We start from the raw sequence: 23154 nt of genomic DNA, 5'->3' as shown, positions 1-23154 counted from the left end.
GTGATGAGGCAGGACGTGATTCTCGGGTGCGCCGCGCAGCAGGGGTCCGCCGGCATGACCGGCATCTCGGTCGGCCACCCGTACGGCATGACCGAGGCGCGGTTGGTCGGACCCACGTTGCTGGAAGGCAGGAGCCGGGGCGCGCGCTACCCCGTGATCACCATGTGCATCGGCGGCGGCATGGGCGCGGCGGGCCTGATCGGGGCGGTGTCGTGAACCCCGCCGCACTGTTCGACGTCAGCGGAAAGACCGTGGTGGTAACCGGCGGCTCACGCGGAATCGGGCTGATGATCGCGCACGGTTTTGTGGCGGCCGGGGCCACGGTGATCATCTCTTCACGCAAGGCCGAGGCGTGCGAGAAGGCGGCAGCGGAGTTGTCCGCGCTGACGTCCGCCGGCGCCGGAACCTGTCTGGCACACCCGGCGGACCTGTCCACCGCCGAGGGCCTCGAGAGCCTGGCCGAGCGGGTCGCGGAGGTCGCGCCGCGGCTGAACGTCCTGGTCAACAATGCGGGAGCCGCCTGGGGTGCGCCGATCGGCGAGTTCCCCGACTCGGGCTTCGACAAGGTGCTCAACGTCAACGTCAAGGCGGTCTTCTCGCTGACGCAACGACTGCTGCCGCAGTTGCGGGCGGCCGCCACCGCGGAGGACCCCGCGCGAGTGATCAACATCGGGTCGATCGACGGGCTCGTGGTCTCCGCGTCCGACAACTTCTCCTACGTCGCGAGCAAGGCGGCGGTGCACATGCTGACCCGCAAGATGGCCGCCACGCTGGCGAGTGATCACATCACCGTCAACGCCCTTGCTCCGGGCCCGTTCCCGACCAAGATGATGGCGCACGTCCTGGACGCCCCCGAGCTGCGGGACGCCGTGGTCGAACGGGTGCCCCTCGGCCGCGTCGGCACCCCCGAGGACATCGCGAGTCCGGCGATCTTCCTCGCCTCCCGCGCGGGCGCCTACCTGACCGGCACGGTGATCCCCGTTGACGGCGGGATCTCCGGGACGCGCTGACCGGTCGCGTGCGAAGGTCAGCGCGCCCCCACCTGAAACACCCCCCACCCTCACCCCCGAAAGGCGGCTTCGGCAGCGATGAGCTGGTTCGACGACAGGCCGTGGACGGCGCAGTACACCGAAAGGCTGCGGGAGGTGGAACCGGTCCCGGCCCGCACCACGCTGGAACTGCTGGCCGACGCGGTGGCCACCGCCCCCGACCGCCCGGCCACCACCTACCTCGGTGGCACGCTGACCTACCGGGAAGTGGATGAGCTCTCCGACGGAGTGGCGCACCACCTGCTCGAGCGCGGCTTCCGACCCGGCGACCGGCTGGCGCTGTACCTGCAGAACATCCCGCAGTTCGTGCTGGCGCTGTTCGGTGCCTGGAAGGCGGGCGGCGCAGTCGTACCGCTCAACCCGATGTACCGGGACGAACTCGTGCACATCCTCACCGATTCCGGGGTGTCGGCGATCGTGTGCGATGAGCAGGCCTGGTCGGAGCACGTCCGTGAGCGGGCCACCGCGGCGGGGATGACGACAGCGCTCACCGCCAGCCCGCTGGACCTGCAATCCCTGGACGACCCACGCGTCTTCGCCGGTCTGGCCCGGCAGCGCAGTGAGGGCGCGGACGACATCCTCGAAGTGGCGAGGGCACGGGTTGGGCGGCGACCCGCCCAACCCGGGCTGACACCCGACGACATCGCACTGATCTCCTACACCTCCGGCACCAGCGGACTGCCGAAGGGGGCGACCAACACCCATCGCAACCTGACCGTCAACGCGGTCCTGCTGCGCCTGTACGACGAGATCCCCTCGGGATCGCCGATCTTCGCTCTGGCCCCGCTGTTCCACATCACCGGCATGGTCGTCCAGTTGCTCAACGCGGTCGACCTCGCGAGCCCCCTGGTGCTCGCCCACCGCTTCGAGTCGGGGGTGGTGATCGATGCGCTGAAGCGGGAACGGCCCGCCTACATGGTCGGGCCGTCCACCGCATACATGGCGCTGATGGCACACCGCGACTTCTCCGCCGAGGCGTTCACCTCGCTGAGGACCCTCAACTCCGGCGGCGCCCCGCTGCCGCCCGCAGTCGTCGAGCGGTTCCGAGAGCAGACGGGACTGTACATCCGCAACGGTTACGGGCTCACGGAGACCAGTGCCCCTTGCGTAGTGGTGCCCGTGGGCAGACGGGCTCCCGTGGATCCCGACTCGGGCACCTTGTCGATCGGCCTGCCCCTTCCGACCGCGATGGTCCGTATCGTCGACGAGGGCGGCAGGGACCTGGGACCGAACGAGGTCGGCGAGATCGCGGTCGAAGGACCCATGGTGGTTCCCGCGTACTGGAAGCGGCCCGAGGCCACAGCGGAGTCGATCCCGGACGGGCGGCTGCTCACCGGCGACGTCGGTTTTATGGACGGGCAGGGCTGGGTGTACGTGGTGGACCGCAAGAAGGACATGATCAACGCCTCCGGGTTCAAGGTGTGGCCTCGCGAGGTCGAGGACGTCCTCTACCGGCACCCCACGGTGCGCGAGGCGGCCGTGGTCGGTGTGTCCGACCCCTACCGCGGCGAGACGGTGGCGGCCTTCGTCAGCCTGAGGCCCGAAGGATCCGTCGAGCCCGAAGAGCTGGTCGCCTACTGCCGCGAGCACCTGGCCGCCTACAAGGCCCCTCGGACTGTCAGCATCCGAGACGACCTGCCCAAGACCACCAGCGGCAAGATCCTGCGCCGAGAACTGCGCGGGGCGACGTCCGCATGACGAGCGAGAGGAGCCGAAGCATGGCCGGTCTGCCAGAGGTCCTGGCCCTCGACGAGATTGCGCCGGACCGGTTCCGGTCCGGCCCGATCCCCAGCGAGTGGGCGCGGACGTTCGGTGGCCAGATCGCCGCCCAGTCGCTGATGGCCGCGGCGCGTACCCTCGACCGGTCGTACTCGGCTCACTCGCTGCACGGGTACTTCCTGCGGCCCGGCCGTCCGCACGAGCCGACCGACCATCTGGTCGAGCGGATCCGCGACGGCGGCAGCTTCTGCACCCGCCGGGTGACCGCAGTCCAGGCGGGGGAGGCGATCTTCACGGTGACGGCGTCGTTCCATCGCGGAGACGACGGTTTCTCCCACCAGGTGGACATGCCGGCGGTGCCGGCACCTGACGACATCCCGGAGTCCGACCGCATCAACGGCTGGGGCATGCCGCGGCCCGCGGAGTGGCGCCACTGGGAGATGCGATGGGTGCCCGGGGGCGAGATCGGCCACGTCCCGGGGGCGCCGGCCTGCCAGCGGGTGTGGATCCGGTACGGACGTCCGCTGCCGGACGACGGTGCCGTCCACACCTGCGCGCTGACCTATCTCAGCGACATGGCACTGCTGGGCTCCGCGCGGCTGCCACATCCCCGAACCGCCGTACAGGGTGCGTCGCTGGACCATTCGCTGTGGTTCCTGCGTCCCTTCCGCGCGGACGAATGGCTGCTGTACGACCAGGTCTCCCCTTCGGCCGAGCACGGCCGGGCGCTCACCCGCGGAAGGCTGTTCGACACGGGCGGGCGTCTGGTGGCCGCCGTCGCACAGGAGGGACTCATGCGCTTCGAACGGCCCCGGCCGACGGAGGGCGGCGACAAGGAAATGTCCCTGTCATCACCCGCTTCAGCCGTCACCGACCCGCGTTGACCACCGATTCGTCAAGGAAGTGGTGCCACCCATGTCCACCCAGTACAGCGTCATCGGACGCACAGCGATCCTCCGCCTCGACAACCCGCCGGTCAACGGGCTCGGGCACGCGACACGGCAGGGCATCGTGCAGGGTCTCCACCGTGCCCTCGACTCCGGCGACGTCGATGCCGTCGTGCTCACCGGCCGCGAGGGATTCTTCTCCGCCGGGGCCGACATCACGGAGTTCGGGACGCCCAAGACCACCGCGGAGCCGACGCTCGGCGACGTCATCGCGGCGCTGGAGGCCGCGGACAAGCCCGTCGTGGCCGCGATCGACGGCACATGTTTCGGCGGCGGACTGGAGCTCGCGCTGGGCGCCCATTACCGGGTCGCGACGTCGAAGAGCAGGATCGGACTCCCCGAGGTGAACCTGGGACTGGTCCCCGGCGCCGGCGGCACCCAGCGGCTGCCACGCCTGGTGGGGGCCGCCGTGGCGGCGGACATGATCAGCGGCGGTGCACCGCGTACGGGGCGGGAGCTCGGAGACCTCCCGGGACAACGGCTCTTCGACCGGGTCGTGGACGGCGACGTGATGGCGGCGGCGCTGGAACTCGCGGCCGAGATGGCCGCGGTACGGCCGCTCCCGCGGGTCCGGGACCTGAGTGTGGGTTCCGGCGACGCGGCCGCGGTGAGCGTGATACGGGAGCGCCTGGGCCGGCGCAGCCGAGGATTCCTGGCGCCGGTGGCGGCTCTCGCTCTGGTCGAGAAAGCGGCGACCACGCCGTTCGAGGAAGGGCTGGCCGAGGAGCGGAAGACGTTCCTGGAGCTGATGAACGGCGAGCAGTCGGCCGCGCTGCGCCACGCCTTCTTCGCCGAGCGGGCCGCCCGCAAGGTCCCCGACGTCCCGCTCGGGACGTCGGCCCGGAGGGTGGACACGGTGGCGGTCATCGGTGCCGGAACGATGGGCGGCGGCATCGCGATGAACTTTCTGGACGCGGGTATTCCGGTCACCGTCGTGGAGAGCAGCCAGGAGGCGCTCGACCGCGGCTTGGACATCATGCGTCGCAATTACCAACATCAAGTGAAGACGGGGAAGTTGACGGCCGAAGGGCTGGAGCAGCGCATGGCGCTCCTGACACCGACCCTGGACTATGCGGACGTGTCGGACAGCGACCTGGTCATCGAGGCGGCCTTCGAGGACATGGACGTCAAGCGTTCGGTGTTCACCCGGCTCGATGAGGTGGCGAAACCCGGCGCGATTCTGGCGTCGAACACCTCGACCCTCGACATCGATGCGATTGCCGCGGTGACCGGGCGCCCCGGGGATGTTCTCGGCATGCACTTCTTCAGCCCCGCGAATGTCATGAAACTGCTGGAGATCGTGCGCGGGGCCAAGACAGTGGACGACGTGCTGGTCACAGCCATGGCGGTGGGACAGCGGATCGGCAAGACCGGCGTGGTGGCCGGGGTGTGCGACGGCTTCATCGGCAACCGGATGCTGGCCAAGTACCGGGATGCCGCGATGGAACTCCTCCGCGCGGGCGCGACACCGGCCGATATCGATTCCGCCGCGGAGACCTTCGGCTTCGCCATGGGCCCGTTCCGGACATCCGACCTGGCGGGCAACGACATCGGATGGGCGATCCGCAAGCGGCGCTACGCGGAAGACCCCGGCATGCCCCGGGACGAGATCGCCGATGCCCTGTGCGAAATGGGCAGGTTCGGGCAGAAGGCCGGTGCCGGGTGGTACGACTACAAGCCCGGCAGTCGCGAGGCGATCCCGAGCCCCGTCGTCGACGAGCTGCTGGCTTCATTCCACACTCAGCACGGCACCGAGCTGCGTACCTTCGAGGCGGACGAGATCGTGCAGCGCCTCGTGTTCGCACTCGTCGACGAGGGCGCGCGCATCCTCGACGAAGGCATAGCCCTGCGTGCCTCGGACATCGACGTGGTCTACATCGCGGGGTACGGCTTCCCGAGGTACCGCGGCGGACCGATGTTCTACGCCGACACGGTGGGTGCCGCACATGTCCTCTCCGGACTCAGGCGGTTCCACGGAGATGACGGTTGGGAGCCCTCGCCGTTGCTGACGCGGCTGGCCGACGAGGCCGGGACATTCAACTGACGCCACCACCGCAGAGGTGGGACCCGGCCGTTACGCGCGGTGCCGGCGCGCGCAGCCCAGGTTTGTCACCCCGCAGGACTTACGAGTTGCCCCGCGATTGCTGTTGGGCCGTGTTGGCCTGGAGGTTCGGCTGGTGTGCACCCGACCCTGCCTGGGTCCGGTGTTGCACTGTCAGGGAGGATGGCACACGTGGAAGCAGCATTCGCCCGTACGGTCTGGCAGGTCCTCGAACCCCTGCACGCGGTCACGTACTTCGCGCCCGAGAGCCGCGAGGCCAACCGCATGGTCGGCCTGCGCGGATTTTGGATGGGCTACTTCGCAGCCCGGGCCGCGCCGCTGGGAGCGGTGGCGGCGGGTGCGGTGGAGGCGGCCTTCTTCAACTTCCACCCCGCCATGGTGCGACGCGCCATCCCCGACGCATGGGGATTCGCCACACCCGAGGCCGTGCTCCGTGCCCGCGCTGAGGCGGCCACCGCAGCGCTGCGCCGAGTAGCGCCGTCGGCGGCGGACGCGGCGGCAAAGGTCGTCCCGCTGTTGGAACGGACGGTTGCCGTTGCGGACGGCGCTGGGCGTCCGTTGTTCGCCGCCAACCGCGGGCTGCCCAGGCCCGAGGACCCGGTCAGCGCCCTCTGGCAGGCCACCACGGCGCTGCGCGAGCACCGCGGTGACGGCCACGTCGCCGTGCTGACCGCCGAGGGCCTGGACGGCTGCGAGGCCCACGTGCTCTTCGCCGCATGCGAGGGCGTGCCCGTGGCGATCCTGCGGGACAACCGCGGCTGGTCCGAGGAGGACTGGCAGATGGCTGCGGACCGCCTCACCGCACGGGGACTACTGGAAAGCAGCGGGCGCCCCACCGCCGAGGGGCGCGGCCTGCGTGCCCACATCGAGGTCCGCACCGATGCCCTCGCCGTCCGGCCCTACCGCGCCCTCACACAGACCGAGACCGCCCAGCTCCTCGGTCTGCTCAGCCTGCTGGCCGACCAGGTCCTCACCTCCGGCATCATCCCCTTCCCCAACCCCATGGGCCTTCCGGCCCGCCCCGCACGAACTTGACGATTTGCCTCGCGAATGATCGCGGGTGGCCGTGACACGACGATGGCCGCCCGGGTTCTTGAGGTGCGAAGATCAAGCAGGCCCGCGCGGCCATGTCGCATCCAGCCTTGTTCGGCGTCACACGCCAGCATCCCGGCGAGTTGATCGAGGAACTCGCGCCACGCTGGGAAGCGCGCTGCGTGTCCGCAGGGCACGAGCGGCGCCGGGGCGCCCGCCGGCGGCAGGCCGGAGGGGGGCCGAGGTATGGGCTGGTCTTCACCGACCGGCTGCCGGCCACCCTGGTCCACCTTCGCACCGGCCTGACCCATGCGCCTACGCCACGGCCGAGAACGTCACCTTGCGCATCGACGGCATGGAGACCCAGGTCCGCCGTCCCAGAGCACACCGCCCCGGCGGAAGCCGATGTGGTCCGCCGCCCGGGACGCCTGGCCCTCGCCGACCTCGGCCTGTGCCCCGGCGATCTGCACCGGTTCCTCGACGAGATCCGCAGCGAGGGCCGCGACTTGGCCCAACTGCTCACGCTCGTCGGACTGGGCGGCTCACCCCCCTTGCTGCCCGCCTCCGTCGCCGCCCCATATCCGCCCTCGGGCATCGTCGACCGGCCGGTCCCGATCACTGCTCTCACGCCTCGCTTGCGCAGGTGGATAGGGATGGCGCGGGAAGAGTACGCCTCATCATGTCCGAGACGTATGCGGCGTCGTGAGCGCTCCGAGAAGAGGGACAGGTTCGCCGCCCCTGTCGTGATGCTGCCGCAAGTCGTAGGTTGCCGTGGTTCGAGCCTCTTCCTGAGATCGCGGACCTGCGTGGGGCTGGGCCACGACGACACGCCATGACCAACCCCGCTACCTACCGGTCATCCCCGTGAAAGGTTTTGGCGCAACTGTCGATCACGGGAGTCGACGTCCGATTCTTGAACCATGCAAACCCCGGCATGGGCCCGGTGGCAGGAGCCCCGGGCCCACGCGCTGAGGAGTGCGGACTCTGCCGTGCAGTCCGCCCACGATGGTCAGTTGTCGACTGCGGCCCGTGTCGGCAAGGTGACGATCATCTTGCCGGTGTTGTCGCCGCGGAGCATGCCGAGGAATGCCTCGACGTTGTTCTCGATGCCTTCCACGACGGTCTCCTCGTAGCGGAGCTTCCCGTCGCGGATCCAGCCGCCGACCTCCTGCACGAACTGCTGCTGCAGGTCGTTGTGGTCGGAGACCAGCAGGCCGCGCAGGGTGAGGCGCTTGCCGATGGCGAGTGCGAGGTTGCGCGGGCCGGGGGCCGGATCGGTCGCGTTGTACTGGGCGATGGCCCCGCACAGCGCTGCGCGGCCATGCACGTTCAGGGCGCCGATCGCGGCCTCGAGGTGGTCGCCGCCGACGTTGTCGAAGTAGACGTCGATGCCATCCGGGGCCGCCGCCTTGAGCTGCTCGGCCACGGGCCCGTTCTTGTAGTTGAAGGCGGCGTCGAAGCCGTACTTCTTGAGGAGCAGTTGGACCTTCTCGTCAGAGCCCGCGCTGCCGATGACCCGCTTGGCGCCCTTGAGCCGGGCGATCTGCCCGACCTGGCTGCCGACCGCACCGGCCGCGCCGGAGACGAAGACGGTGTCGCCCTCGTGGAACTCCGCCACGCGCAGCAGACCTGCGTAAGCGGTCAGTCCGGGCATGCCGAGGACACCGAGGTACGTGCTCAGCGGAGCGTTCCCGGCGTCGACCTGCACGGCGTCCGCCGCGTCGAGGAGCGCGTACTCCCGCCAGCCGAGCCCGTGCAGGACGTGATCACCCACGGCGATGGAGCCGGCGGGGGAGCCATCGCCCACGGCGACGACGACGCCGACCGCACCCCCGTCCATCGGCTGGTTCAGCTGGAAGGGAGGGATGTAGGACTTCACGTCGTTCATCCGGCCGCGCATGTACGGGTCGACCGACAGGTGAAGGTTGTGTACGAGGATCTGACCGGAGCCGGGCTCGGTGAGGGGAACCTCGCGCAGGGCGAAGTCCTGCGGCCGGGGCACACCGTTCGGGCGGGCGACCAGGTGCCATTCGCGGCTGGTGGTGGGGAGAGCGTTCATGGTGGGAATGTCTCTTTCCGCCGTGCTCATGCACGGCTGGGGTGGATCAGCTGAGGGGCTTGGCGAGGACGGCTTTGCGGTGGCTGAAGGTCTCGATGGAGTAGCGGCCGTGGTAGCTGCCCATGCCGCTTTCGCCGACGCCGCCGAACGGCAGGTCGGAGATGGTGAGATGGGCCAGCGGCAGGCCGAACCCGAGGCCGCCCGAGGAGGTTTCGGCCGCCAACCGTTCCCGGGTGGTGTCCGATTCGGTGAACGCGTACAGGGCCAGCGGCTTGTCGCGGTCGTTGATGAAGTCGATGGCCTCGTCGAGTCCGGGCACCTCGACGATCGGGAGGATCGGGCCGAAGATCTCCTCCTGCATGACGGGCGCGTCAGGTGACACCTCGGCCAGGACGGTCGGCGCGATGTACTTCGTCTCGCGGTCGTACGCGCCGCCGGTGACCTGGCGGCCGGAGGTGAGGAGGGCGGTCAGCCGGTCGAAGTGGCGTGCGTTGACGATACGGCCGTACTCCGGGGAGGCGGCGGGGTCGGGCCCATACAGCGCCTCGATGGCCTTGGCCAGTGCGGCTTCCAGAGCGCGTGCGGTCTCACGGTCGGTGAGGACGTAGTCGGGCGCGACGCAGGTCTGTCCGGCGTTGAGGAACTTCCCGGCCGCGAGGCGGGCGGCGACGGTGTCCAGGTCGGTGCCACGGTCCACGAACGCCGGGGATTTGCCGCCGAGTTCGAGGGTGACGGGGGTGAGGTGCCGGGCGGCCGCGGCCATCACGATGCGGCCGACCGTGCCGTTGCCGGTGTAGAGGATGTGGTCGAAGCGCTGCTCGAGCAGGGCGGTGGTCTCCGGGACGCCGCCTTCGACCACGGCGACCGCGTCGGTGTCGAGGTACTGCGGCAGGAGGCGGGCCAGGGCGGCGGACGTGGCCGGGGCCAGTTCGCTGGGCTTGGCGACCACCGCGTTGCCCGCGGCCAGGGCACCGGCGACCGGGGCCAGCAGCAGCTGCGCCGGGTAGTTCCAGGGGGCGATGACGAGCACGACGCCCAGCGGGTCGTACTGCGTCCAGGCACTCGCCTCCCCGATGAACGCGGGGACGGGGGCCTGTTCGGGGCGCAGCCACCCGTCGAGATGTTCCAGGGTGTGGTCGATCTCGCGTATGACGAAGTCGATCTCCGTGCGGTACGCCTCGGTGGAGCTCTTCCCCAAGTCGGCGTGGAGTGCCGCGGCGAATGTCTCCCCCTGTTCGGTGAGCAGGGTACGCATCCGGTGCAGCTGCTCGGTGCGCCAGGCCATGGGCTTGGTCTTGCCGGCGCGGAAGGTGGCGCGCAGCCGGGCGACGAGCTCGGCGGGCTGCTCGGGCGCTGGATTGTTCATGGTTCCCTCACAGGTGCGGTACGGGGACGGGGGCGTTGTCGCCGCGCCGCGGGGCAGCCCGGGCGCCGGCGTCGGGCAAGGGGATCAGCCGCGGTTGAGGATCTCGATGATGTTCCGGGCGAGCTGCTCGGAGGAGGCGGGGTTCTGACCGGTGTGCAGGTTGCGGTCCGTCACGACGTGCTCGCTGAACGGGGCGGCGGCGTGGAAGTCGGCGCCGAGCTCCACCAGGCGGTCCTGGAGCAGCCAGGTGGCCTTGTCGGCGAAACCGGCCGCGGTCTCCTCGTCGTTGGTGAAGCCGGTCATGCGGTAACCGGCGAACGGCCAGCTGCCGTCCTCGCGCCGGGCGGCGAGCAGGGCCGCGGGGGCGTGGCACAGCACCGCGAGGGGCTTGCCGGAGTCCAGCGCCGCGGTGAGCAGGCGACCGGAGTCGGCGTTGACGGCGAGGTCCTCCATGGGGCCGTGGCCACCGGGGTAGAGGACGGCGTCGTACGCGTCTAGGTCGATCTCCTCGACCTTGACAGGGTTCTCCAGGTCGGCGCGGATGGAAGCCAGGTACGCGGCGATGGCGTCGGCCTGCTCCTTGCCGCCGGTGGACTCGGCGGCAAGGCTGACGGCGTCGACGGTCGGGGTCACGCCGCCGGGTGTGGCGATGGTGACATCGAAACCGGCCTCGCGGAACAGCCGGTGCGGTGCGGCGAGTTCCTCGGCCCAGTAGCCGGTGGGGTGCAGGGTGCCGTCGGCGAGCGTCCAGTGGTCGGCGCTGGTGACGACGAACAGAACTGCGGTCATATCTGTCTCCTTTACAACGGTGCGCGCGGGTCGCACGGTGGTGGTGGGTCTTGTTGTCCGGCAGGGTGCCGGTAACTCCTTGGTGCAGTGGTGCAGATCGCGGTGGGGCTTGTCAGGCAGCGGTGGTGGCAGCGGCCGACTCCGTGGCGGGCAGGTGTTCCGTACGGGGCGCCTGCTGTTCCCGTTTGAGGCCGACCAGCGAGAGGGCCAGGACGAAGGAGAAGGCGACACCGGCAAGGATGAAGCTCAGGGTGAACTGGCTCTCGGCGGGCAGCGGGGGCATTCCGGCCGGAAGGTTCTCGATGGTTCTGGAGGCGAGCAGTGAAGTGATCAGCGCGCTGCCGATCGAGCTGCCGACGGACCGGGAGATGGAATTGATGCCGTTGGCGATGCCGGTCTGGTGGGGTGGCACGCCCGCGACGATGAGGGCGGGCATCGCGGCGTAGCCGAGGCTGATGGCTGTTCCGACAGCCATTCCGGCGCCGATGACCGAGGGGGTCGAGGAGTGCGCCGCGGCCAGCCAGGCGAAGCCGGCGACGCCCGTCGTTGCGCTGAGGGCGAGGGTGAGGCGTGGGCCGATCCTGCGGATCAGCAGGCCACCGAACTGGGAGGCGACGAGGGACGCGATCGTGCTGGGCAGCAGGTACTCGACGGAGGCGCGGAGAACGGAGGCGCCGAAGCCGTAGCCTGCGACGTCCCTCGGCACCTGCGCCAGATAGGAGACGCCGAGGAACTGGGCGAACATCCCGAATCCCACGAAGAGGCCCGCGAGGTTGCTGAAGAGCACCGGGCGGTGGAGGAACATCCGCATGTCGACCATGGGTTCGCGGACCCGGCTCTCGGTGAAGCTCCAGACGCCGGCCATGATGACCGCTCCGGTGAAGCTGCCCAGCGTACGGGCGGAGGTCCAGCCCCACTCGTGGCCCTGGGAGATCGGCAGCAGCAGGAGAACCAGGAAGAGGCCGAGGGTGAGAGCGCCGAGTATGTCGGTGCGTCCGCCGGTCTTGGTGCGGCTTGCCGGTACGAGGAGGACGACGGCGAGCAGGGTGACCACTGCGAGGCCGGTGGCCAGCCAGAAGACGCGGTGGTAGTCGGCGTCCTCGCCGCGGGTCAACAGGCCGGTGGTGACCAGTGCGAAACCGCTGCCGAACGCCAGGGTGCCGCTGACCAGCGCCATCGCTCCCGGCAGACGGCGGGCAGGGACCTCCTCGCGGAGTACCGACAGAGCGAGCGGGAAGATCGCGGTGGCGGCGCCCTGCAACACGCGGCCGACGATCAGCCAGAGCAGCGAGTCGGTCGTGGCGGCCAGGACAGAGCCGACGATCATCACCGCCAGCACGCCGATGAGGGTCGGCTTCTTGCCGTGCTGGTCGCCGAAGCGGCCGAGCAGCGGGGTGAAGACGGCAGCAGAGAGCAGGGTCGCGGTGGTGACCCAGCTGACCTCGGCCGAGCCGGCGCCGAGGCTGCTCTGGATCAGGCCGAGGATCGGCACCACCAGTGTCTGCATCATCGACACGACCATCGCGGCGAGGCTCAGGGCAAGGATGACCGAGGTCTCGGCCCGGTGTCGGCCGTGCGGCGGAGCAAGGGGTTGTGACACGGGTGCTTTCTCCGGGGCGGGGCGGGGTGTCGTGGCGGGAGCTCAACGAAGGGAGACTCGTCGACGAGTTAGATGCTTGATGCAGCCAAGCAGTGAGCGAGACAGTAAACCTCAATGGTTGAGGAAGTCAAACGTTGAGCTTCCCTTACAATTGAGGCATGGCCCACACTCCCGCCCCACCCGCCGACCGCTCCGCCGCGCAGGGCAGCGATCCTGCTCACGACGCACTCATGGACCGCTTGGCACGCGCTGCTGCCGGTTACTACCGCGACCTGACAGCGGCCGCCGCAATGCACGGGCTCACCATGACGCAGGCCAAGATGCTCATCCTGCTTCGGCAGCCGCTGCCCATGCGAGGCCTCGCAGGGCTGCTCTCCTGTGACGCCTCCAACATCACCGGGCTCGTCGACCGGCTGGAGGCACGTGGGCTGGTCTCCAGGCACCTCGATGCGGCCGACCGGCGGATCAAGAACGTGGTCGCCACCGATGAGGGAAGGGAGGCCGTTCGCCTCATCCGCGCCGACATGCGGGCCACTTCGGCAGCCTTCGCGCGTCTGGACGAGGAGGGGCGCCGCAGTCTCTACGAGCTACTGGGACGCCTGCACCCTGAGGAGACGACCTGATCGCGGCCGAGGCGCCGACCGCTGCAAGTCACCTCGCAGACATGCAGCGGTACGCCTGTCAGGACTCCCCGGGATCCTCCGCGGGTGCGGCAATCCGGGCGTGCAGTGCCGTGAGACCGTCGAGGAACATGTCGAGGGCGAGTTCGAAGCTGTCGGGGTCGATGTTGTCGGCGTGCTCGCGCAAACGGTGGGCCCCGGCCAGGTGCGGATATCGGCCCATGTAGACCTGGATATCGTCGTCGAACCCTCCGGCGAAGGAGCTCATCGCGGCACCGACCACCAGGTACTTGGTCGAAGCTCCGATCATCGTCGCGTACCGGGGAGGCCAGCCTCCCGCCACCAGGCCGCCGTGAACGGTGTTGGCCCGCTGCAAGGACGCGTCGCGATGTGCTGGTCCGTAGGCCAGGAACGGAACGATGTTGGGGTGAGCGGCCAGCGCAGCGCGATACGACCGTGCCCAGGACGCCACTCCATGACGCCAGTCGCCGGTCTCGAAGCCCGAGACATCCACGCTCGCCATGATGGTGTTCGCGACCTCGTGAAGGACATCGTCCTTGGTCTTCACGTGCTCATAGAGCGAGGAGACCTGGACCCCGAGGCTTCGGGCGAGCTTGCGCATCGACAGCTCGGCGAGGCCTTCCTCGTCCACGATGGCCAGTGCCGCGGTACAGATGCGCTCCCGGCTGAGGATCGGTCTGGTCGGCCGAACCACCGATGCACCCCCCAGTGTCGTGTGGCGGGCGGGCATCCGCAGTGCCCAGCTTCTGACCTCACCTTACAGGCAGGCCCTCCCTGCGGTCCGCGGTCCGGACCGCAGGGAGGGCGCGGCGAAGCGACGGCTATTCCGCCGGATCGCGAACCGGTTTGATCCGCCACAGCGACAGCAGAGCGACGGCCGCCATCACTGCCACGTAGATGGAGATCGACATCGACGTGTGTGTGGACTCCAGCAGCAGAACCATCAGGAACGGTGCCAGACCACCGCCGAGCACCGAGGCGATCTGGTAGCCGAGGGAGGCGCCGGAGTAGCGCACCTCAGCGCTGAACATCTCCGCGAACAGCGCCGCCTGCGGGCCGTACGCCGCCGACAGACAGATGACGCCCCCGACCAGGGCAAGGACAACGAGCGGGAACTGCTTGGTGTCGACGAGCTGGAACATCGGGAACGCCCAGACACCCAGCGCCAGTACCCCGGCCGCGTAGACCCGACGGCGGCCCAGACGGTCCGAGAGCGCCGCGAAGAGCGGGAGTGCGACGAGCTGGGCGGCGTTGCCCAGCAGTACGGCAGTGAGTACGGAGCTCTGGCCCATCCCCAGGTGCCTGTTGCCGTAGTCCAGCATGCCGGTCACCAGCAGGTAGAAGGTCGCATTGACGACGAGGAACGAACCGGCCGCGAGCAGGACCTGCTTGGGCTGGGAGCGCAGCACCTCCAGCACCGGCGAGCGCCGCCGGGCCGCCTTGCCCTCGGCCAGCCGCTCCTCCGCGCGCTGGAACGCCGGCGTCTCCTCCAGCCGCCGGTGAACGAACACCGCCAGCGCGATCATCACGATGCTGAAGAGGAACGGCACCCGCCATCCCCATGCCTCGAAGTCGTCCTTGGCGATCACGCTGGTCATGAAGAGGAAGGTCAGATTGCCGAGGATCAGGCCGATCGGCACGCCGAGCTGCACAAAGCTGCCGTACAGGCCTCTCCGCCCGGGCGGTGCGTACTCCGTCGCGACGAGCATCGCACCGCCCCACTGTCCCCCGACCGCCAGGCCCTGGGCGAAGCGGAGCAGCGCCAGGATGATGGGTGCGGCGATCCCGATCACGGAGAAGGTGGGCAGCAGACCGATCAGCGTGGTCGCCCCGCCCATGACGATCAGTGTCGCCACCAGAACGGGTTTGCGGCCGAACTTGTCGCCGTAGTGGCCGCAGACGATGCCCCCGAGCGGGCGGGCGGCGAAGCCGATTGCGAACGTTGCGAAAGCAGCGAGCACTCCGGCGACGGGGCTGAACGACGGGAAGAACTTGGTACTGAACACGAGCGCGGCGGCCGTGCCGTAGATGAAGAAGTCGTACCACTCGATGGCGGAGGTGGCCATGGCCGTGAAGGCTGCACGGCGCACCTCGGAGCGCGGAACCGTCGCTGTATCGACGTGCTTCTGCGGGTCTGTCGTGGTGTCCTGAGCAGTCATGAAGTGACGGTCCTTTCAGTGGCACGGGGGGTGGCCTGCTGGGTGAACTGCCGGCGCAGTTCCCGCTTGAGCACCTTGTGGCTGGGGCCGAGCGGCAGACGGTCGACGACCTCGACGCGACGGGGGTACTTGTGGCGGCCCAACCGGTCGCGGGTCCACGCGATGAGGGCGTCGGGATCGACAGGGCGCCCGGAGCGCGGCACGACAACGGCGCAGATTTCTTCGCCGCGTTCGTCGTCGGGGATGCCGATGACGGCTGCCTCGGTGATGTCGGGATGGCGCGCCAGGGCTTCTTCGACCTCGCGGGGGTAGACGTTGAAGCCACCGCGGATGATGAGATCCTTCTTGCGGTCGACGATGGAGAGAAACCCGTCGGCATCCTTGAGTCCGATGTCGCCGGTACGGAACCAGCCGTCGACGATGGCTGCGTCGGTGGCCGCCGGATCACCGAGATAACCGGCCATGACGTTGTGACCGCGAATAACGATCTCGCCCGTCTCGCCGGACGGCAGCAGCACGATGCAGTCCTCGATACCGGCGTCGGCGATTTCCACCTCAACACCCCACAGGGGATGGCCGACGGTGCCGGGCCGCCTCCCGTACCCGGGCTGGTTGACGCTCGCGGTCGGAGACGTCTCCGACAGGCCGTAGCCCTCGTACACGGTGGTGGTGAAGGCCTTCTCGAAGCGCTCGAGCACCGTGACTGGCAGTGACGCACCGCCGGAGATGCACATGCCCAGCTGCGGGAGCTCCGGCCGATCCGCCGCGCTGTCCAGGAGCCTGACGAACATCGTCGGTACGCCGTAGAACGCGGTGACCCCTTCGTCCCGCATGAGGGTGATGGCGCCGTCCGGATCGAACCGGGGCTGCAGCACGAGGGTGGCACCTGCGCGGAAGGTGGCGTTCATGGCCACGGTCTGGCCGAAGGTGTGAAACAGCGGCAGGCAGCCGAGCACGACATCGTCGGAGCGCAGATGAACGGCGTCGAACGCGTTCACCGTCGCGTTCATGACCAGATTGAAGTGGGTGAGTACAGCACCTTTGGGGCGTCCTGTGGTGCCGGAGGTGTAGAAGATGACGGCTGGGTCGTCGGTATCGCGGGTGATGTACGTACTCAGAGGGTCGGCCGAGCGTGCGAGTGTGTCCAACGACCCGCTGTTGTGGCCGTCCCCGAGGGGCAGGAAGGAGATCCCCGCCGTCTGCGCCGCCTTCCGGCCGAGATCGAGGTGGCTCACCTCGGTGATGAGCGTTCGGGCGCCGGAGTGCTGGAGGATATATGCGACTTCGTCGGCGTTGAGCAGCGTCGGCACCGGCACGACGACACCGCCCAGGGCCAGGATGGCGTAGTAGGTGCGAACGAAGTCCGCAGTATTGGGGCACAGCAACGCCACACGGTCGTCGGGGCGCACGCCCTGCTCCCGTAGCGCGGCGGCATAACGCAGGGCCTCGGCCCACAACTCGCCATACGTCAGACGGACGCCGCCTTCGACCAGCGCGAGGCTGCCGGGGGAGCGGCGGGCGGGTTCGGCGAGCGTAGCCGCGAGTGACAAAGCTGCCATAAGGGTCTCCTGCCATCACAAAAGAGCGCTGACATGGGTCAGCGAAGGACTGGCGGACATGGGTCCTGGACCGACGGCCTGACGAGGCTCGGAGCGTGCCTGTGGGCAGCTCGGCGAGTCGGCTGCGCCGGACGGATGCAACGGATGAACACGAGGGGATGGGCCCGGTGGCGGCGCGGCGACGGTCGTGACCGCGCTCTGTGACGCCGGGTGGCGCTCGGGGTGGCCGATCGCTGTTCGGTTATTTCGGCAGAGTAAACCGAACAGTGATCGGCTACAAGAGGGCGACGGAGCAGCCCTGCCGGGGCCGGTCAGGGGTGCCGCGGTCAGGTTCCGGCGTCTCCGGTGAACGTGCTGACGTCGGCGCCCGGCACGCCCATGCGCTCCACGGTGCGGCTTCACAGTCGACGGTGTTACGGGTTACATTCCCAAAAAACTTGCAGTGCTAGTTTAATTTCGGCAGTACGCCGCCGAACAGGAGGCCCCGTGCTCCCCGTGTACTGCGCCGCCGCCCGCCGCACCCCCATCGGCCGGCTGCGTGGCGCCCGCTCCACCGTCCGCCCCGACACGATGGGCACCGGCCCGGACCCCGCCAGGACAGGCACCGCGGTCGTCGACCGCGGCTGACACCCCACTCACTGTCACCATCACGACGTCACCTGAGGAAGCTCTGTGAGCAACAGCCGTACTCTCGCTCCATTCGACCCGATGGATCCGCTGGGCCTGGACTCCCAGCTCTCCGACGACGAACTGGCCGTCCGCGACACCGTCCGGAAGTTCTGTGCGGAACACGTGACCCCGTACGTCGGGGACTGGTTCGAGGCCGGCGACCTGCCGACCGCGCGGGAGCTCGCCAAGGAGTTCGGCAAGCTCGGCGTGCTCGGCATGCACCTCGAGGGTTACGGGTGCGGTGGCGCGAGCGCGGTGCACTACGGTCTGGCCTGCCTGGAACTGGAAGCCGCCGACTCGGGCATTCGCTCGATGGTCTCCGTGCAGGGCTCGCTGGCGATGTACGCGATCTGGGCGAACGGGTCCGAGGAGCAGAAGCAGGAGTGGCTGCCACGCATGGCCGCCGGCGAGGCCATCGGGTGCTTCGGCCTGACCGAGCCCGACTCCGGATCCGACCCGGGCTCGATGACGACCACGGCCCGGCGCGATGGCACGGACTGGGTGTTGAACGGCCGCAAGATGTGGATCACCAACGGCAGCATCGCCGACGTGGCTGTGGTGTGGGCGTCCGCCGAGGGCGGGATCCGTGGTTTCGTCGTTCCGACCGACACGCCTGGATTCAGTGCCCACAAGATCAAGCACAAGCTGTCCTTGCGGGCGTCGGTGACCAGCGAACTGGTGCTGGACGACGTCCGGTTGCCCGACGGCGCGATGCTGCCCAAGGCGAAGGGGCTCTCCGGACCACTCGGCTGCCTGACCGAGGCGCGGTACGGAATCATCTGGGGCGTCATGGGCTCCTCCCGGTCCGCCTGGCAGGCCGCGCTCGAATACGCGGGACAGCGCACGCAGTTCGGCAGGCCGATCGCCGGCTTCCAGCTCACTCAGGCCAAGCTCGTCGACATGGCGGTGGAGCTGAACAAGGGCCTGCTGCTGGCCCTGCACCTCGGCCGTCAGAAGGACAGGACCGGCCTGCGCCCCGAACAGGTCAGCTTCGGCAAGCTCAACAACACACGCGAGGCGCTCGACATCTGCCGGACCGCGCGCTCCATCCTGGGTGGCAACGGCATCTCGCTGGAGTACCCGGTGATCCGGCACATGGTGAACCTCGAAACGGTGCTGACCTACGAGGGCACGGCCGAAATACACCAGCTGGTGCTCGGCCAGGCGTTCACCGGGCACAACGCGTTCCGCGGATAGGAGACAAGGATTCCGGATGACTGCAACCCTCTGCTTCGAAGACAAGGAAATCGCCCCCGAGGAGCTCGATGCCCGGGCGCGCAAACTGGCGGGCGGACTGGCGGCGCTGGGGCTGCGCGAGGGCGATGTGGTCGCGGTGCTCCTGCGCAACGACCCCGTCTACGTGGACATCATCCTCGCCTGCCGCATCGGCGGGTTCTCCTACTGCCCTCTCAACTGGCATTTCACGCCGCCCGAAATCGGCTACATTCTTGAGGACTGCGGCGCCCGGGCGGTGATCGGCCACGCCGATCTGCTCCATGCGGCACGCGCCGTGCTGCCCCACGGCGTCACCACACTCGCCGTCGCGGGCGATGCCGGCGGAGAAGCGGTCGAGTACGAGAACTGGCTGGTGCAGCAGCCCGATTACAGCGGCCCGGTCGTCGCACCGCGCGGGCACATGGCCTACACCTCGGGCACGACCGGACGGCCCAAGGGCGTGGTCCGCGCTCCCATACCCCTGACGGAACTGGAGCTGTACCGAAGGTGGTCCCTCGAGGTGATGGAGGCCTGCTTCGGGGTGCGGGCCGGCTGCCGTGCCCTCGTACCGGCTCCGCTCTACCACAGTGCGCCGAGCGGTTTCGCGCAGTGGACGAGCCAGATCGCCGACACCCTCGTCATCGCGCCTCGCTTCGACGCCGAGCAGACGCTCGCCCTGATCGAACGCCACCGCATCGACACCCTGTACTGCGTCCCGACCATGTACGTCCGCCTGCTGAAACTGCCCCACAGCGTGCGTGAGCGCTATGACCTGTCCTCCCTGCGGTTCGTCGGATCCACGGGCGCGCCCTGTGCTCCGGAGGTGAAGCAGGCGCTGATCGACTGGCTCGGTCCGATCGTGTACGAGACCTACGCCTCCAGCGAGAGCGGCTGGATCACCGTGATCGACTCGAAGGAGGCACTCGAGCGTCCCGGCAGTGTCGGCCGTCCGGTCGGCGAGGCGCGGATCCGCATCGTCTCCCCGGACGGCGCGGACTGTCACCCAGGTGAGACCGGGATCATCTACGTGCGGCAGCCCGCGTACACCGACTTCACCTACCGGAATCAGCCCGATGCGCGTGAGGGCGTCGCCCTGGACGACCTGATCACCCTCGGGGACATGGGCTACCTCGACGCGGACGGTTACCTCTACATCTGCGATCGCGCAGTGGACATGGTGATCTCGGGCGGAGTCAACATCTATCCGGTCGAGATCGAGAACGCGATCCTCGGCCAGCCCGGTGTGCTCGACTGTGCGGTGTTCGGTGTGCCCGACCCCGAATTCGGAGAGCGGCTGCACGCCCTGGTGCAACCGGAGCGCGATGCCGTGATCGACCCGGGGGAGCTCGGCCGGGCCCTGCGCGCCACGCTCGCCGGATTCAAGGTCCCGCGGAACATCGAGATCGTCGACGACCTGCCACGTGACGACAACGGCAAGATCGCCAAGCATCGCATCCGTGCGCAATACGCGGAGGCCGGGGCGTGACAGGCCTGACGGGCGTCTCCTGCCTGGCATAGTTCTTTTGTTGGTGGTACCCGAGCGGGATGCCCAATGGCCTGGACAGATGCCCACGTTCGAGGCTCTACGCAGTGCCTTGGCCCGATACTGGTCCGGGTCTTGGATCGGGAGGGTCGATGTGGGCTGTCTTCCGCCAGGGGAGGCCGGAGCACTGGCCAGGCGTGCACCGGCAGCTGGTTGGGCAGTCACTGTGACTTTATCCGGAGCGACAACCGCAGCTGGAGCGGGCCGCCCGCGACAGTGCGGGCGACCTGCCGCCTGGTCAGGCGTGCTCGGTCGTGCGGTGCTTGTGCACGCCGTCCTCGGGCGACGGAGATGCCCAGCCCTGTGACAGCACGGCCCCACGTCCGCCACCTTGAAGCCGGCGGCGTTGTACGGCTGCTTCCTGCCAGGTTCGTCTTCCGGGCGGCCGAGCCGGTCGTGGAGCCGCGCCAGGAGCGGCCGCCACGACTGCGCACGCCGGTACCGCGGCCCATCACGGTCCGACTGTTCTCTCCTCGTGCAGTCGCGCGGTCTCTACGACCCGACAGGTGGGCGGGACACGACGGCCGAGGCGAACCACCGGGCACGCACGCGTATATGGAACCGAGACCGTCCCGCATGCCTCTCCTTGCAACCCCCGGAACTGTCCTGTGTGTCCAGGAACGAGCGTGTGGCCGGCCGCACGGCGCCGCACACCCTGGTCACGGTGGTCACGCAGGTCGTGGTCGTGGCTTCATCAGCTTCGTCGGTCGACGAGAGGACCCGCCATGCCTGGTCTCAGAGGTACGTCGGTGATGGCGGTGATTGGGCGGAGTCATGGTGTTGACCGGATGCCAGGATGCGTCGGGTTCCCACGCCGGCTCGGGTGCCCTCTCCTCCTCTTCGCCTTCCGCGCATGCCGCTGTGGTGGCAGGCACCCCTTCGGACGGCCCGGCCACCACCACGCCCCCGACAGCTGTCACCACCACGCCCGCGCCGTCGCGCACCTCCGCCGCCCCGGCCAAGGCTGTCTCCCCCGCTCCCGCCGGAACTCTCACCACGCCCGCAAACGACCACGGCTGCCGCAATCTGACCGTCAGCAACGAAGTGAAGGCAGCCGTGACGGGGGCCTACCAGCACAGCTTCCCCCCTTCGTCCATGTCCAGCCTGTGCCGCACCAGTTCTTCTACGACCAGTGCGGCGGCGTCCGCTACGCCGCCACCCGTTTCGAGGCCACCCCCGGTGCCACGCACGAGGAACTCGTGGGCATGCAGGACGAGGGCAGCGCCACCAAGTACTTCTGCGGCACTTCCGGGAGCAGCTGGATCTACATCGCCAGCGATGGCTTCCCCCGTGGGCCACACGGGTGCGGCGATGTCCCACAGATCCCCGAAGCCCTGGTCGCGGCGTGGGGGAACTGCCCGGTCGTGCAGTGAACTTCGAACGCCGGCGACTCCGACCGGCCTTCCGACCGGCGGAGGTCGGGGCCTTGTCGATACGGGGCGTCGAGGATGCCGACGACGCCGAGTTCCTTGCTCTTCGTCGGAGTCCTGAAGGGGACCTCCCCGAGCCGGGCCCGGTCCTCGAATGACCAGGCGAGTCGGCGTGGTGGCGGGCTGCGGTGTCCGGGCAGTCCGAGCGCCCGGAGACTTCCGGATCCCGGCAGTGACGGCGGACCGCGCGCGGGGCAGACTTCGCGCCGGGGAAGCACGGAGAGGGAGTGGGACATGGCGGTCTTCCTGTGGTGCTGGATCGTCCTGTTCACTGCAGTACTGCTGCCTCTCGGCATCGCCATGCTCCGCGGCTGGGCACCGAAGAGGGCGCGCACACGGTGGTCCCCGGCGTGGATCCGGGTGCAGGGAGTCTCCGCGCTCGTGCTGTACGGGGGTGGCCTGGTGCCCGCGGTGGCCGACCTGGCAGGCATGCCCCGTGAGGCCGCCGACATCCTGCTGTCCGCGACCGCACCCCACCTGCTGTTCCTGAGCCTGGGACTGCAGGGCGGCGCGGCCCCCTCCGACTGGTTCGGACGGCGGACCGAGCCATGGACGGGCCTGTCCGGGGCGCAGCCTCGGCAACTCGGCTGACCCCTGTCCGGAAGGCGAGGACCCGTGGTGTTGAAGAGCCAGGTGAAAGCGAAGTACGCGCAGCGGTGGACGTCGCCCGCGGCGGCCCGACGACGGGCGCGCCGCTGGACCGCCTTCGCCGGGGCGCTCGTCGTGTCGCCCTTCGTCGCGCTTGCCGTGGCGGCCGGTGGCCTGTTTCCCGCAGGGGTGGCGATCGCGTCGGCACTGACCGCCGGACCGGCCGGACTCCTGCTGCTCACCGAACTGAACACGGAGAGGCCGCCCCAGCGCCGCTCCGGAACCCTTCTGACCTCGCGGACACTGACCGGTGAGCGCACCGTGGACCTGTCCCGGATCGAGCGGGTACGGCTGCTGACCTACTTCTCCCGCAGCGGTGTCTCGGAACGCGTCCTGCTGGTGCGCGACGCCTACGGCACGTCCCTCGGTCTCACCAGTCCGGCCTCCCACAGAGCGCTGCGCCGGGCCCTCGAACGCCTGCCCAGGCGCGGACCCCGGCCCCGGATGAGCAGGGCGGCGCTGGTCCATCTCGGCATGCTCCCGGCCCGCAGCCGACTCGCCGTTCACACCGTCACCGTCTGGCTCGCCACCGTGGTCGGAGTTTGCGGTTACGTGTGCGCTGTGCTCGAACTCGCTTCCTAATGCCGTTGTCAAGCAGCTGCAGTCGCTGGAGGTGCGACTTGATAGCACCGTCGGTCACGGATCAGGGCCCACAGAACGTTGACGC

Annotated in this window: 20 protein-coding genes; 13 read left to right on the top strand and 7 right to left on the bottom strand. The window is 69.1% G+C overall.

The features are described 5' to 3' along the window. Nucleotides 1–3: 3 nt before the first annotated feature. The 6 genes from ACFVJQ_RS25885 (at nucleotide 4) to ACFVJQ_RS25860 (ending at nucleotide 6812) form a co-directional block, all read left to right on the top strand. The gene (locus tag ACFVJQ_RS25885) at nucleotides 4–216 is read left to right on the top strand and encodes a hypothetical protein (protein ID WP_385515598.1); all 213 of its coding nucleotides are present in this window, start codon (nucleotides 4–6) and stop codon (nucleotides 214–216) included. Next, nucleotides 213–1010 carry an SDR family oxidoreductase gene (locus ACFVJQ_RS25880; protein ID WP_385515599.1) on the top strand — a complete coding sequence of 266 codons (798 nt, stop codon included), beginning with the start codon at nucleotides 213–215 and terminating at the stop codon, nucleotides 1008–1010. The genes ACFVJQ_RS25885 and ACFVJQ_RS25880 overlap by 4 nt, the downstream gene beginning before the upstream one ends. A 78-nt stretch (nucleotides 1011–1088) precedes the next feature. Continuing rightward, nucleotides 1089–2747: an AMP-binding protein gene (locus tag ACFVJQ_RS25875; RefSeq protein ID WP_385787311.1), complete on the top strand. Its 1659-nt coding sequence runs from the start codon at nucleotides 1089–1091 to the stop codon at nucleotides 2745–2747. A gap of 20 nt (nucleotides 2748–2767) precedes the next feature. After that, nucleotides 2768–3652 (top strand): acyl-CoA thioesterase, encoded by an 885-nt coding sequence (locus ACFVJQ_RS25870; protein ID WP_385515601.1) that lies wholly within the window; start codon nucleotides 2768–2770, stop codon nucleotides 3650–3652. Nucleotides 3653–3683: 31 nt separating this feature from the next. After that, nucleotides 3684–5759: a 3-hydroxyacyl-CoA dehydrogenase NAD-binding domain-containing protein gene (locus ACFVJQ_RS25865; protein ID WP_385515602.1), complete on the top strand. Its 2076-nt coding sequence runs from the start codon at nucleotides 3684–3686 to the stop codon at nucleotides 5757–5759. Nucleotides 5760–5939: 180 nt separating this feature from the next. Continuing rightward, entirely contained in the window at nucleotides 5940–6812 is an 873-nt protein-coding gene (locus ACFVJQ_RS25860) for a hypothetical protein (RefSeq protein ID WP_385787306.1), read from the top strand. A 1006-nt stretch (nucleotides 6813–7818) separates the two neighbouring features. Here ACFVJQ_RS25860 and ACFVJQ_RS25855 read toward each other — a convergent pair. The 4 genes from ACFVJQ_RS25855 to ACFVJQ_RS25840 form a co-directional block, all read right to left on the bottom strand. Next, the gene (locus tag ACFVJQ_RS25855) at nucleotides 7819–8868 is read right to left on the bottom strand and encodes an NADP-dependent oxidoreductase (RefSeq protein WP_385787303.1); all 1050 of its coding nucleotides are present in this window, start codon (nucleotides 8866–8868) and stop codon (nucleotides 7819–7821) included. A 46-nt stretch (nucleotides 8869–8914) separates the two neighbouring features. Continuing rightward, complete coding sequence (locus ACFVJQ_RS25850) at nucleotides 8915–10234, bottom strand: aldehyde dehydrogenase family protein (RefSeq protein ID WP_385787300.1); 1320 nt, start codon at nucleotides 10232–10234, stop codon at nucleotides 8915–8917. 84 nt (nucleotides 10235–10318) lie between these two features. After that, the gene (locus ACFVJQ_RS25845; protein WP_385787297.1) at nucleotides 10319–11023 is read right to left on the bottom strand and encodes a type 1 glutamine amidotransferase domain-containing protein; all 705 of its coding nucleotides are present in this window, start codon (nucleotides 11021–11023) and stop codon (nucleotides 10319–10321) included. Nucleotides 11024–11135: 112 nt separating this feature from the next. Next, nucleotides 11136–12623: an MFS transporter gene (locus ACFVJQ_RS25840; RefSeq protein ID WP_385515607.1), complete on the bottom strand. Its 1488-nt coding sequence runs from the start codon at nucleotides 12621–12623 to the stop codon at nucleotides 11136–11138. Between the two features lie 158 nt (nucleotides 12624–12781). On the opposite strand from ACFVJQ_RS25840, the gene ACFVJQ_RS25835 reads away from it, so the two are divergent. Next, nucleotides 12782–13246, top strand: a complete 465-nt coding sequence (locus ACFVJQ_RS25835) for a MarR family winged helix-turn-helix transcriptional regulator (RefSeq protein WP_385515608.1) — start codon at nucleotides 12782–12784, stop codon at nucleotides 13244–13246. A gap of 58 nt (nucleotides 13247–13304) precedes the next feature. Here the strand turns inward: ACFVJQ_RS25835 and ACFVJQ_RS25830 are convergent, their stop codons facing one another. The 3 genes from ACFVJQ_RS25830 to ACFVJQ_RS25820 all read right to left on the bottom strand — a co-directional run bounded on the left by ACFVJQ_RS25830 (nucleotide 13305) and on the right by ACFVJQ_RS25820 (nucleotide 16982). Beyond that, on the bottom strand, nucleotides 13305–13958 hold the full coding sequence (locus ACFVJQ_RS25830; protein ID WP_385515609.1) for a TetR/AcrR family transcriptional regulator: 654 nt from the start codon (nucleotides 13956–13958) through the stop codon (nucleotides 13305–13307). A gap of 127 nt (nucleotides 13959–14085) precedes the next feature. Further along, nucleotides 14086–15423, bottom strand: coding sequence for an MFS transporter (locus tag ACFVJQ_RS25825; RefSeq protein ID WP_385515610.1), 1338 nt, complete (start codon nucleotides 15421–15423; stop codon nucleotides 14086–14088). Continuing rightward, complete coding sequence (locus ACFVJQ_RS25820) at nucleotides 15420–16982, bottom strand: long-chain fatty acid--CoA ligase (RefSeq protein WP_385787292.1); 1563 nt, start codon at nucleotides 16980–16982, stop codon at nucleotides 15420–15422. The genes ACFVJQ_RS25825 and ACFVJQ_RS25820 overlap by 4 nt, the downstream gene beginning before the upstream one ends. A 486-nt stretch (nucleotides 16983–17468) precedes the next feature. Here ACFVJQ_RS25820 and ACFVJQ_RS25815 point away from each other — a divergent pair, with 486 nt between their 5' ends. The 6 genes from ACFVJQ_RS25815 (at nucleotide 17469) to ACFVJQ_RS25790 (ending at nucleotide 23069) form a co-directional block, all read left to right on the top strand. After that, nucleotides 17469–17609, top strand: coding sequence for a hypothetical protein (locus ACFVJQ_RS25815; protein ID WP_385787597.1), 141 nt, complete (start codon nucleotides 17469–17471; stop codon nucleotides 17607–17609). A 45-nt stretch (nucleotides 17610–17654) separates the two neighbouring features. Continuing rightward, complete coding sequence (locus ACFVJQ_RS25810; RefSeq protein ID WP_385515893.1) at nucleotides 17655–18848, top strand: acyl-CoA dehydrogenase family protein; 1194 nt, start codon at nucleotides 17655–17657, stop codon at nucleotides 18846–18848. Nucleotides 18849–18864: 16 nt separating this feature from the next. Beyond that, complete coding sequence (locus tag ACFVJQ_RS25805; RefSeq protein ID WP_385787288.1) at nucleotides 18865–20352, top strand: AMP-binding protein; 1488 nt, start codon at nucleotides 18865–18867, stop codon at nucleotides 20350–20352. Between the two features lie 1163 nt (nucleotides 20353–21515). Continuing rightward, nucleotides 21516–21782 carry a hypothetical protein gene (locus ACFVJQ_RS25800; RefSeq protein WP_385787285.1) on the top strand — a complete coding sequence of 89 codons (267 nt, stop codon included), beginning with the start codon at nucleotides 21516–21518 and terminating at the stop codon, nucleotides 21780–21782. Between the two features lie 291 nt (nucleotides 21783–22073). Then, nucleotides 22074–22430, top strand: a complete 357-nt coding sequence (locus ACFVJQ_RS25795; protein WP_385787282.1) for a hypothetical protein — start codon at nucleotides 22074–22076, stop codon at nucleotides 22428–22430. A 24-nt stretch (nucleotides 22431–22454) separates the two neighbouring features. Further along, nucleotides 22455–23069 carry a hypothetical protein gene (locus ACFVJQ_RS25790; protein WP_385787279.1) on the top strand — a complete coding sequence of 205 codons (615 nt, stop codon included), beginning with the start codon at nucleotides 22455–22457 and terminating at the stop codon, nucleotides 23067–23069. The last annotated feature ends 85 nt before the right edge of the window (nucleotides 23070–23154 follow it).

Origin of the sequence: Streptomyces sp. NPDC127197 (assembly GCF_042672405.1) — a bacterium.
Taxonomy (GTDB): Bacteria; Actinomycetota; Actinomycetes; order Streptomycetales; family Streptomycetaceae; genus Streptomyces; species Streptomyces flavusporus.
This window is presented reverse-complemented; position numbering and strand designations above follow the sequence as displayed.